13 protein-coding genes are annotated in these 11763 nt (G+C 37.4%); 6 read left to right on the plus strand and 7 right to left on the minus strand.

What is annotated here, in order from left to right:
• Positions 1–124: 124 nt before the first annotated feature.
• Both ACIF8R_RS00785 and map read right to left on the minus strand, forming a co-directional pair.
• Positions 125–1243, minus strand: a complete 1119-nt coding sequence (locus ACIF8R_RS00785) for an OmpW family protein (RefSeq protein WP_396478440.1) — start codon at positions 1241–1243, stop codon at positions 125–127.
• Positions 1244–1442: 199 nt separating this feature from the next.
• A complete protein-coding gene (map, locus tag ACIF8R_RS00790; RefSeq protein WP_004707758.1) occupies positions 1443–2267 on the minus strand; it encodes a type I methionyl aminopeptidase in 825 nt (274 codons plus the stop codon).
• 210 nt (positions 2268–2477) lie between these two features.
• Here map and rpsB point away from each other — a divergent pair, with 210 nt between their 5' ends.
• The 6 genes from rpsB to ACIF8R_RS00820 all read left to right on the plus strand — a co-directional run bounded on the left by rpsB (position 2478) and on the right by ACIF8R_RS00820 (position 6846).
• Positions 2478–3230, plus strand: a complete 753-nt coding sequence (gene rpsB, locus ACIF8R_RS00795; protein WP_001982118.1) for a 30S ribosomal protein S2 — start codon at positions 2478–2480, stop codon at positions 3228–3230.
• A gap of 139 nt (positions 3231–3369) precedes the next feature.
• Positions 3370–4245: a translation elongation factor Ts gene (tsf, locus tag ACIF8R_RS00800; RefSeq protein WP_396478442.1), complete on the plus strand. Its 876-nt coding sequence runs from the start codon at positions 3370–3372 to the stop codon at positions 4243–4245.
• 66 nt (positions 4246–4311) lie between these two features.
• Positions 4312–4794 carry a DUF3465 domain-containing protein gene (locus tag ACIF8R_RS00805; RefSeq protein ID WP_396478444.1) on the plus strand — a complete coding sequence of 161 codons (483 nt, stop codon included), beginning with the start codon at positions 4312–4314 and terminating at the stop codon, positions 4792–4794.
• A gap of 97 nt (positions 4795–4891) precedes the next feature.
• On the plus strand, positions 4892–5716 hold the full coding sequence (locus tag ACIF8R_RS00810) for an AraC family transcriptional regulator (RefSeq protein ID WP_396478446.1): 825 nt from the start codon (positions 4892–4894) through the stop codon (positions 5714–5716).
• Positions 5717–5810: 94 nt separating this feature from the next.
• The gene (locus ACIF8R_RS00815; protein WP_396478448.1) at positions 5811–6527 is read left to right on the plus strand and encodes an AzlC family ABC transporter permease; all 717 of its coding nucleotides are present in this window, start codon (positions 5811–5813) and stop codon (positions 6525–6527) included.
• A gap of 1 nt (position 6528) precedes the next feature.
• Positions 6529–6846, plus strand: coding sequence for an AzlD domain-containing protein (locus ACIF8R_RS00820; protein ID WP_396478450.1), 318 nt, complete (start codon positions 6529–6531; stop codon positions 6844–6846).
• 39 nt (positions 6847–6885) lie between these two features.
• Here the strand turns inward: ACIF8R_RS00820 and ACIF8R_RS00825 are convergent, their stop codons facing one another.
• The 5 genes from ACIF8R_RS00825 to ACIF8R_RS00845 all read right to left on the minus strand — a co-directional run bounded on the left by ACIF8R_RS00825 (position 6886) and on the right by ACIF8R_RS00845 (position 11762).
• Positions 6886–7338: a DUF962 domain-containing protein gene (locus ACIF8R_RS00825; protein WP_396478452.1), complete on the minus strand. Its 453-nt coding sequence runs from the start codon at positions 7336–7338 to the stop codon at positions 6886–6888.
• Between the two features lie 575 nt (positions 7339–7913).
• Complete coding sequence (locus ACIF8R_RS00830) at positions 7914–8531, minus strand: septal ring lytic transglycosylase RlpA family protein (protein WP_002052473.1); 618 nt, start codon at positions 8529–8531, stop codon at positions 7914–7916.
• A gap of 290 nt (positions 8532–8821) precedes the next feature.
• Positions 8822–9823, minus strand: coding sequence for a lytic murein transglycosylase B (gene mltB, locus ACIF8R_RS00835; protein ID WP_343568381.1), 1002 nt, complete (start codon positions 9821–9823; stop codon positions 8822–8824).
• Positions 9824–9842: 19 nt separating this feature from the next.
• Positions 9843–10985, minus strand: a complete 1143-nt coding sequence (gene rodA / locus ACIF8R_RS00840) for a rod shape-determining protein RodA (protein ID WP_019457155.1) — start codon at positions 10983–10985, stop codon at positions 9843–9845.
• A gap of 126 nt (positions 10986–11111) precedes the next feature.
• Positions 11112–11762 carry a hypothetical protein gene (locus ACIF8R_RS00845; protein WP_191028963.1) on the minus strand — a complete coding sequence of 217 codons (651 nt, stop codon included), beginning with the start codon at positions 11760–11762 and terminating at the stop codon, positions 11112–11114.
• Position 11763 lies beyond the last annotated feature (1 nt).

Consider the following 11763-nt stretch of genomic DNA (forward strand, 5'->3'; position numbering starts at 1 on the left):
GAGCTTCCATAAAAAGTGCTCATTTTTTTAGCATATTGGTTTAAAAAGAAGCAGGCTTAATCTGCCTAATAAAAAAGCTATAAAAGCTTCAGTAAAGCTTTTATAGCTTAGGTTCTTTTAAAAATTAGAAGCGGTAACCTACACCTACATAGGTAATGAGTGGATCAATATCAATTTTGGTATTCGCTTTAATAAGCTCTTTACCTGTATTTTGGTCAGTAACATAAATTTTTGCTTCACTATTCATTTTTGAATAAGAAACGGAACCGACAGCAAACCAGTTTGGGTTAAAGTCATAAGTTGCACCGACAGTAATAATAGGTGCAAAAGTATCGGTTGCTTCTAGTTTCACAATAGGATTTGCTGAAGATGTTTTGCGATCTAATGCTGCACCTGCCTTATTATCATGGATATTCTGGATCATGTGTCCCGCTTGAATTAAATCGGCTTCAATACCAGAATTCATTTTTAAATCATTAAAATAGGCATACATGACCCCAGCACCTACATATGGGCGGAATTTATTTACCCCAGATTTACCAAATTGATAGTGTAGTTCAACTGCTGGTAACCATGCACGTGCAGTCGCAGCCTTACCCCCTTGAGAAAGATCAGTAATATGAAGATCTTGTTTTAAAGGAATATCTCCACCCGCCCCGGAAATTCCACCTCCTATGATTTCTCCAATTGAAGATCCATCTTTTAGTGGAGTCGCTTTTCCAGAAAGGGGAGCGTAAATATTACCTTTTCCATTAATATCTACTTTAGGAGGAATACCACCTTTAATTTCTAAAGATAAATTGTCCGTAAAGTTGTAGTTAAACATAAGGCCAACAGTATCAACATCAGAAGCTTCTAAGCCAGAACCCTGTTGTTGCCATTGAGAAAGACCATTAACTTCTGCTGTACCTGCAAGTGATGAGGGAAGAGTGTCTGTAAGCTTATCAAGAAGGCTAATAGTGCTATACCAGAATTTTCCTGAAGTTTTACTTTGATCGATTGCATCTAAAACGGCTTTTGTAGATACATCTCCAACTTTAGATGTTGTACCTTCTGCAACGCTAGTATTGATATTAACAGGATTTCCTGAGCCTTGAGGCATAGCATGGAGCCAACCAGCCGAGACCGAAAAACGTTTGAAACCATCACCATCTTTTAAACTAAAATACGGTGAAGCAGCGAAAGTGACTGTAGGCAGAGCAAAAAAGGCAGCTGTCATACAAAATAATGACTTTTTCATCATAAAGGACTCCATGTCCAGACATTTGTTTACTGATTTTTATTGAGCCCACCATAACGCGTTTTATTAAAATGATTGTGTAATAAAAATTAATAATTGTAATGTTTTTGAAATATTTGTTTATATTTAGAAAGATTTATTAATAAAAAGTACAAAATAAAAGACTACATAAAGTAGCCTTTTATTAAATTTGATTAAATTATTAATTAAAGCGCGAAAGGTCTTCTTCAGGACGAGCTGTTAACACTTCAATACCTGTTTGAGTGACCAAAATAGTATGTTCATATTGAGCTGAGAGTTTATGGTCTTTGGTTACAACAGTCCATTTGTCACCAAGCAATTTAGTTTGCCATACACCAGCATTGACCATTGGTTCAATCGTAAAAGTCATCCCAGCTTCTAAGCGCATGCCTGTACCAGGTTGTCCATAGTGCAATACTTGAGGTTCGTCATGGAACACAGTACCAATACCGTGACCGCAATATTCACGTACTACGCTAAAACGTTCTGACTCAACATATTTTTGGATTGCGTGACCAATGTCACCTAAATATGAACCATCTCTAACTGTTGCCATTCCACGATACATCGCTTCTTGAGCAACTTTACATAAACGGTTTGCCAAAATAGAAGTCTCACCACCCACGATGTACATCATGTTCGTGTCGCCATGATAGCCGTCTTTAATGACGGTTACATCAATATTAAGGATGTCGCCGTTTTTTAAGATTTTATTTTCAGATGGAATACCATGACATACGACATGGTTAACCGAAGTACAGATAGAGTGTTGAAAAGCAGGGCGTCCTGGAGCACCACCGTAACCTACGCAGGCCGGAATAGCATGCTGTACATTTTCAATATGATTACGACAAATCGTATCAAGCTCGAGTGTGCTTACACCGGCCTTAATATACGGCTTGATCATCTCTAGAACTTCAGCCGCCAGTCGTCCTGCAATGCGCATTTTTTCAATTTCATCTGGAGTTTTGATTAATCGACGTGGAGCTGTATAAGTACTGTTCATGATCTCTAAAAACTTTTGGTAATTTATAAGTGTATATGGTATAAATAGCCGCCCATTTTATCAAATGCTTTTCGTGAATATCTTTTACGAAGAATATTGATAGATGGAGTAAAAAATCCGCACATATATCGTCACATTACTCTGGGTGCCCGTAAAAAGGTGGAGAATGCGGATATATGGAGGCCTAACCCAACTTTTAAGGTAAAGAAAATGGCAGATTACAACGTAAGCATGCGCGACCTTCTTCAAGCAGGTGCGCACTTTGGTCACCAAACTCGTTTCTGGAACCCAAAAATGCGTCAATACATTTTTGGCGCGCGCAACAAAATTCACATCATCAACCTTGAGCACACTGTTCCTGCGTTAAATGATGCTTTGAACTTCGCTAACCAATTAGCAAGCAAAAAGAACAAAGTTTTGTTCGTTGGTACAAAACGTGCTGCTTCTAACATCATCCGTGAACAAGCTCAACGCGCTGGTCAACCATATGTAGACCACCGTTGGTTAGGTGGTATGTTGACGAACTGGAAAACACTTCGCCAATCTATCAACCGTTTAAAAGATCTTCAAACTCAATCTCAAGACGGTACTTTTGCTAAGCTTACTAAACGTGAAGCTTTAGAACGTACTCGTGAGATGGAAAAACTTGAGCGCTCTTTAGGCGGCGTTAAAAACATGGGTGGTTTACCTGACGCATTATTTGTAATCGACGTTGATCACGAAGCGATTGCAATTAAAGAAGCTAAGAACTTAGGTATTCCAGTTATCGGTATCGTTGATACAAACTCTAACCCAGACAACGTTGATTACGTTATTCCTGGTAACGATGATGCGATCCGTGCAGTAACTTTATATGCTTCAGCTATGGCTGACGCAATTCTTGCTGGTAAAGAATACGCTCAATCTCAAGCGAACGCTCAAGCAAAAGGCGATGACGCTGCGAAAGACGCTTCTGAGGCTTAATGCGTTTTTTGACGCAGGCTTGTCATTTTTGCGACATGTAATGGTGGCAAATTAAGCGTCGAGAGTGCAAACGGCCCAGAGTTTCTTTGGGCCGTTTTTGTTGAACAGATTTATTTTCTACCGATTTTAGGAGATCAACATGACTGCAATTACTGCAAGCATGGTAAAAGAATTACGTGACCGTACTGGTCTTGCAATGATGGAATGCAAAAAAGCATTAACAGAAGCGAACGGTGACATCGAACTTGCTATTGATAACCTTCGTAAATCTGGTCAAGCTAAAGCTGCTAAAAAAGCTGGCAACATTGCTGCTGACGGTGCAATCACTATCGTTCAAGACGGTAATAAAGCGATCTTAGTTGAAGTAAACTGTCAAACTGACTTCGTTGCTAAAGACGAAAACTTCTCTAACTTTGCACACGCAGTTGCTGCTGCTGCTTTAGCTGTTGGCGAAACTGATGCTGCTAAAATCGCTGAATTAAAATTGGCTGATGGCCAATCAGTTGAAGAAGCTCGTATTGCGCTTGTTCAAAAAATCGGTGAAAACATCCAAGTTCGTCGCGCGAAAATCGTTGAAGGCGAAAACTTGGCGATCTACAAACACGGTTTAAAAATCGGTGTTGTAGTTTCTTACACAGGTGATGCTGAGACTGGTAAAGGTATTGCAATGCACGTTGCTGCATTCAACCCAGTAGCAGTAAGTGCTGAAGCTGTTCCAGCTGACCTTATCGCTAAAGAGAAAGAAATTGCTGAAGCGAAAGCGTTAGAATCTGGTAAGCCAGCGAACATCGTTGAGAAAATGGTAACTGGTTCTGTTGAGAAATACTTAAACGAAGTTGCTCTTGACCGTCAAATGTACGTTATCGACAACGACAAAAAAGTTGCTGACGTATTAAAGGCAACTGGTACAACTGTTGCTAACTTCGTACGTTTCGAAGTTGGTGAAGGTATCGAGAAAAAAGCAGAAATGAGCTTCGCTGAAGAAGTTGCTGCTGCTCAAGCTGCTGCGAAGTAATTCGTATCACAATAAAAAAAGCCCCTATGGGGCTTTTTTTATCCCTATTGAAATCGGAATATAAAGATGACAAATAAAAAAAATCTGAGTATTGGCGGCATTATTGTTTTATTGATTGCTGCATATTTCGGTCTAGATTTATCTGGGCATAAGAAAAATCAATCGCCATCATCAAGTCCTGTAACTCAGCATACTGAAACTACGTTTTCAAATGATGGGATAGATACTATAAAAGCTGCCTATGACCGCAGACAAAGTAATGTTCAAGTGCAGGGAAGTGGTCGAGTAAAAGCAATTTTAAGAGAAGATAATGATGGGGCAAAACATCAAAAATTTATTCTTGTATTAAAAAATGGCCTTTCAATTTTAGTGGCTCATAATATTGATTTAGCACCAAAAATTGACGATTTGCATAAAGGGGATATTGTCGAATTTAATGGTGAATATGAATATAACGAGAAAGGTGGTGTATTGCATTGGACGCATCATGACCCACAAAACCGTCATGAGAATGGTTGGTTGAAACATAATGGACGTATTTACCAATAGAAAAAGGGATATTCATTTCGACCTAACAGCAATTTTGTTCTATGCATCTTTTTAAAACATGTTATGTTTTTTTCAGATAAATAGATGAGATGTATATATGCACCGGGAACAGGCTGACTACTTGCATTTGCGAGAGTTAGGCGGTTTAGAATTATTAAAAGCACATTATCACCAAACGCAATTTTCAAAGCATACCCATGAAGGGTATTGTATTGGTGTGATTGAAGAAGGTGCGCAGTCTTTTTTTAGGACGGGTCAACTACACGTTGCTCCTAAAGGTGACATTATTTTGGTGAACGCAGATGAAATTCACACAGGTTCATCTGCTGTCGAATCGGGTTGGCGCTATCGGGCAATTTATCCTACACCTGAAATGCTCGCTGAAGTGAGTCAGGATTTTTTTGAAAATTTTCATGGTGCGCCTTGGTTCCCTCAAGCAGTTATTCAAGATTTGGGATTATCTCAACAACTTTGCTTATTATTTGATTTATTAGAACAAAAAGATAATTTTCTGCTTAAAGAAACCATGTATTTATCAACATTAGCATGTTTGATGATGCGTCATGGTAAATCACGGCACGCCTTTTGCGAGCTACCAGAAGCTTATTCGAAAATCTTAAAAGTTAAAGATTTGTTGGCAGATATGCCTGAAAATAATTTTTCTTTGCAGGAATTGGCTGACATGGTTGGATTAAGTGCTTGGCATTTTTTAAGACAATTTAAAAAACATGTGGGTTTACCACCACATGCTTGGCTAGTGCAGGCACGTTTGCAAAAGGCGAGGCAGTTATTAAAACAGGGTATTCAAATTGTAATGGTTGCACAGCAATGCGGATTTTCTGATCAAAGTCATTTTAACCGCCACTTTAAAAAGGCGATGGGCGTTACACCTACCCAGTATGTAGCTAGTCTTAATCTCTAAGATTTATTTTCATTTCTAAACGCAATTTTGTTCAAGAGAAGCTAACCTGCATAGAAGAAAATCTATAAATATTTAATGTTATAGATGTCTAGAGATGAATACTCGTTTAAATCAATCTATTAGATTTTCTAAAAACCAACCTTCGTATCTTTTTTTTCGAGGGGCGGTAGATATATTGCCATTGTCTATTTCGGTTATTCCGTGGGCTATTTTGGCTGGTTCAATGGCAATTCATGCAGGTTTATCATTTTATAAAGCATTAGCAATGTCAGGAATTGTGTTTGCTGGTGCTGCACAATTGGTCAGTTTGAGTATGGTGATGGAAGGTGCATCATTATTAACGATCTATATCACGATTTTCTTTCTTACTGCACAGCATTTTATTTATGCATTAACTTTAAGAAATGATATTTCTATTTTGTCTTTACCCAAACGATTAAGTTTAGGCTTTCTATTAACAGATGAATTATTTGCGCTAAGTGCTCCGAACGAAAAAAGACACCCCCACTATTTATTAGGGGCCGGTATAAATTTTTATTTATTCTGGGTAATTTTTAGTCTAGTTGGAATTTTATTAGCTACGGCGATTCCTAATTTATTGTCTTATCACTTAGACTTTTCGATTGTTGCTATTTTTGTGGCCATGATTGTTCCTATGTGTAAAGGAAAACCTGTCATAGCAGGAGTTTTAACAACTTGTGTTAGTGGTTTTGTTCTCAAATTTTTTCACATTGAAGGCGCCATTCTGATTTCTGGTTTATTGGGAATGCTTATTGCCGTTGTTGTAGAAAATAGAGTGGGAGAGAAATGAAATGTCATGGTTCATGATTTTAGGTGTGGCAGTAATTGTCTTTTTTAATCGTTATTATTTTTTAGAACCTAATGTAAAAGTAAAATTACCAGTACTTATGAATAAAATGCTGAATTATTCAGCGCCTTGTTTATTGAGTGCTATTTGTATACCGGTAATCTTTTTTGAAAGAAATGAATTGAGAGGGACTTTAGATAATCCATATTTATATGCGACAGTATTTTGTATTGTAGTTGCTTTCTATTTAAAAAAAGTTTTGCCCAGTGTTCTGCTCAGCCTAGCATTTTTCTATTTTATAAATTTTCTAATAAATCAGTAAATTTAAGCTGAATCTAAAAAAGATTCAGCTTTTTAAAAATTATTGAGTAATCAATTTATTTTGGCGACTTTTCCACTTAGGTAATATTTTTGCAAGATAGGCATCCATACACCAGACTGGACCAATCAATAAAAATTGTAAATCTTTAAAGAAGGAAGGTTTTTTCCCTTCAACTTTATGTCCGTAAAATTGTCCAATCCAAGCAATTACAAAAAGAGCAATATAAAATCCCCCCCCTACAGGTAAGACATAAATAAGCCAAGCCATCACGACGAGAAGTGCAGCCATTGCTACTGCAAGTACAAGATCGAGTCGAGCATAGAAAATTAGAGTCAGTACAATGAGTAAAGCAGTGAGTAAGGCGCTAAAGTGGGCAATGATTCCGATAATAGAAAATAAAATAGCGGGAACGCATACCCAGTGGATTTTTTTATTTGTTGGATTTTGATGACTTTCACTATATTCATCAAACCATTCACCAATAGATTTCATAGACCTTGTTCTCCGTGTCTAATTTTGAGTCATTCTTTTTATGTCTATATTTTATCCTGTTGTTAGGTGGGTAGACAAGAAAGTCGCAAATCTTCCTTCTCGTTCATTTATGTATCTTTAAAAATTTAATGACTCATTGTTTGGAAAAACAGGAGGAAAAAAGTTCAAAGTTGGACTTAAAAAAGAGCGAGATTTATTTAAGGAAAATCAGGTTAGTTATTTTTGGATTTTGAAGTGAGGAAATGACCCAGAAAAGCACTTTTTTATGAGAAGTGGGAAAATAATAGAAAAAGACTCAACTCAACTTGTCTTAAAACGCGATAAATAGCTCTTTTTAGACTAAAGTGGTACTAGGGTAGCGTAATTTTTTTAAAATAGCTGTAATCAAAAAATATAAGCAAAAAAAGATGGGTAAGAAAATGATGTGTTTTTGGGTTAAAAAATAATCAATTTTGTAATTGGAAAATGAGTAGAAACATAAAATTTTTGAACATAATTTTTTTATCGTGAACTCCAAAAATTAAAAAAGCCACAAATTAAATTGTGGCTTTTTCATGAACTCTAGGAGTAATCGCTTATGAAGTAGGACCGTCTACACGTTCAATACTTACTTTAGCAGTGCCTGCATTGGTAATACCAAGGCGTTTTGCTGCACCGTATGATAAATCAAGTACACGATTTGCATGGAATGGACCACGGTCGTTTACTTTTACAACCACACTTTTACCATTGTCTTTGTTTGTAACACGGATATAACAGTTCAATGGCAGACTACGGTGAGCAGCAGTAAGTGCATTCATGTCGAATGTTTCACCACTTGCAGTTTTACGACCGTGAAATTGACGACCATACCAAGATGCCATGCCAGTTTGGCTAAACTTACGAACAGTATTTGAAGCTACTGTGTTAAGTTTTTCAATCACTGAAGGCTCATCTTCAGGGATTTCAATTTTAGCTGCGATAGCTTGACGACGAATTTGATCGCCAGAACGTTCAGTGATTGAAAGACTGTTAATGTTAGAAAAACGAGAATTAAAGCTTTGAGTATCTTTACTCAACACACGGGCAGCTAAATTAGCATTTGGACCATCTACATCACTGTTTAATGATGATGACTGCATCATTTCAGCGTGCAGCGGGGCCATACTTAAACTAGCCGTCAGTGCAAGAATGTATTTCAGCGATAACTGCATTTATATAAACTCCTGAGAACATGCTCTTTTTCTTTTAGCCGGCAGGCTAAAAATTGAAGTGAACATGCCTAATTATTCACTTTTGCAATTGCTTGATTGGGGTGGATAATATTCATCGCTTACGGAGAGTGTCTAGTCTTTAACGAGAAATAGTTACAAAAAGGGCAAAAACTTACAGTTTTAGATTAAAAAATAACCAAATATGTAACAAGATATTTAAAATGTGTGTATTGTGATCGATTTAACAAAAATATTTATTGACTTTTACATAAACTCATCAAAAAGCTAGCCTATCGGCTAGCTACTTCTGTGCCTAACAACCATACAGCAGTCGCATACATTCGGCTTTTGTTATAAGTCGTAATTACTTGAAAATTCGGATAGGTTAAATAATAAATTGGACCATTATAGTCTTGTAATTGAATAACATTTACCATATCTAGGTCATCAATTTTAACTAATGGGTTTAATGGAGAAATCCCCTGATTTTTAAGTACGCCATATGGAGAAGGTTGGGTCAGGTCTTTAGCAATAATACTTTCTGGATTTGAACCTGTGTAACGTGCCATAAAACCAATCGGCTGATCGCGCTGCCATCCTTGTTTTGCTAAGTAATTTGCGATTGATCCAATCGCATCTTCCGCAGAGTTTCGTAAATCAATGTGGCCGTTACCATCAAAATCGACTCCATATTTACTAATATTGCTTGGCATAAACTGTGGATAGCCAATTGCTCCAGCATAAGAGCCAACAATACTACTAGTTGGGTAGCCTTCTTTATACGTCCATGCAATCAGAGCAGCTAATTCATCACTGAAATAATCAGCACGGCGCGGGTAGCCAAACGCTAATGTCGCAAGCGCGTCACGAGTAATAAAAGAACCTTTATTTGCTCCATATCCTGTTTCAACACCTAAAATGCCCAAAATGACAGCTTGAGAGACACCAAATTGCTGTTCAGCTCGGTTAAGTGCATCTGCATATTGGTTTTTAAAACGGACACCACGCTGAATAGTACCTTCAACCAAAAACATAGAGCGATAGTCGTACCAAGGCTTACTTTCACCTGGGCGAGTCATAATATTTATAATGTTTGGTAAATTTTTTGCACCGCTCATTGCGGCATCGACTTGTACACTACTTAGACCATAAGTGTTCATGGCTTTTTGTTTAAAATTTAAATAATTAGGATCATTTACAAAATCATTGGCCTGAGCAAAATGACTAGTGCTCACTAGACCAGTACACAAGGCGAGTACTTTTAAAGTTTTATTAACAAATTGAGACAACATATCTTTTTAAAATTCCAAATTATCGATGTGTATGAATAGACATAACTAAACCAAAAGTGGCCATTAAAGTAATAATAGCGGTACCGCCATAACTCATAAAAGGCAAAGGAACACCCACTACAGGTAAAATACCACTGACCATTCCTGCGTTTACAAATACATAAACAAAAAAAGACAAACCAAAGGCGCCAGCAACCAAGCGGCCATAATTATGAAAGCTCTGTAAACCAATTTGGAATGTTCTAAAAATAATAGCTGAATAAAGAATAACTAATATAAGTACGCCAATCAGGCCAAATTCTTCGGAATAAGCCGCAATAATAAAGTCAGTATGACCTTCGGGTAAAAAGTGTAAATGTGACTGTGTCCCTTCAAGAAAGCCTTTACCTGAGAAACCACCAGAACCGATAGCTGTTTTAGATTGAATAATGTTCCAGCCTGTTCCTAATGCATCTGCTTCTGGGTCAAGTAGTGTTAGAACCCGTTGACGTTGATAGTCGTGTAAAAGAAATTCCCACGCAATTGGAATAACAATAGCGGCACAGGCTGCTGCTGCACCGATCATGCGCCAAGATAGTCCACTTAAAAATAGTACGAAAATACCACTCGCTAATACGAGTAGGGATGTTCCTAAGTCAGGTTGTTCTGCAATGAGTAAAAAAGGAACACCAATTAACATTAATGATAAAACAACTTGAGAAAAGCTGGGAGGAAGTGGTTTGCGTGCTAAAAACCATGAAATCATCATTGGCATGCCAATTTTCATGAATTCACTGGGTTGCACACTTCCGAAACCCGGAATATCGATCCAACGTTTAGCCCCCATACGAACTTCACCAAAGACCATAACTCCAATTAAGGAAAATAGTGCAAATAAATAAAAGTAGGGTGAAAAAGCTTGATAAACCTTAGGGGGAATTTGAGCAAGACCAATCATGACTAAAAAGCCAATACCAAAGCTCATAGCCTGTTTACTGACTAAGCCGACATCTTGTGCGGAAGCACTATATAGTACCGTTAAACCTAACAGGGCATTTAGGAATAAAAATAGACATAACCAAGGGTCAATATGAAGTTGCTGCCAGCGTGATGGTTGCATGGCAGTACTAAGACCATCTCGAGGAGCTTGGCGTAAAAATTTATATTGTGGACTAGGAGACATGCGGCTTTAACTAGGTCAATCAGTGCTTGGCGCATGCTAACATAAACCTGATTTATGGCAATGTATATCAATATTTTGCAATAAAAAAACCTGGCTCTCGCCAGGTTTCCGATAGACTATTTTTTATTAATTAAAGAATAGCCCATCATGGTATTCAGCCATCGCTTTTAGTTCGGTACGATTTAGACTTGGGATCAGTTTATCAATCGCGATATGAACCGCTTTAGTCACAGCAGCAGCGCCAATATCAGCAGCTTTACGTTTAATCATGCCTAAATCTAATGTCTTGTTAAAATCAGACATAAAGTGTCTAACCATAGCATCACCAAACTGTTTATAGAGTTCCGCTAATGCTGCTTTATTAATGTCATTACCTGCTTGAAGCTCAGTAAAATTATGCTTCAAATTAGTCACTAAGCCAGCATCTAAAGCTACGCCAACTTTATATTGACCTTGTGGATCTTTAAATAAGCTTTTCTCTGAAAACTCAACTGACTGTTTAACAACGTCATTTGGTGCTTTACTGAGTAATTGCTTTAAAAGTACGGCAACTGTAGATTTGACATAACCAGCAAGTTTCTCGGCAGTATCTCTTTTTTCACTCGCTGGGAAATGTTGTACTAACTGAATCAGTACATTATCAATAATTTCTTCATTGAGTTGTAAAGCAATTTTGTCTCGAAGTGGATATAGCGGTTCACTAGAATTTTTATTCGCAATTCCAGTCTGCATATCGTTCAATAAGCCTTCAGAAGGGGTAAAACCAAAAAACGGCATG

The organism is Acinetobacter sp. ABJ_C4_1, from assembly GCF_044538495.1.
GTDB lineage: Bacteria > Pseudomonadota > Gammaproteobacteria > Pseudomonadales > Moraxellaceae > Acinetobacter > Acinetobacter nosocomialis_A.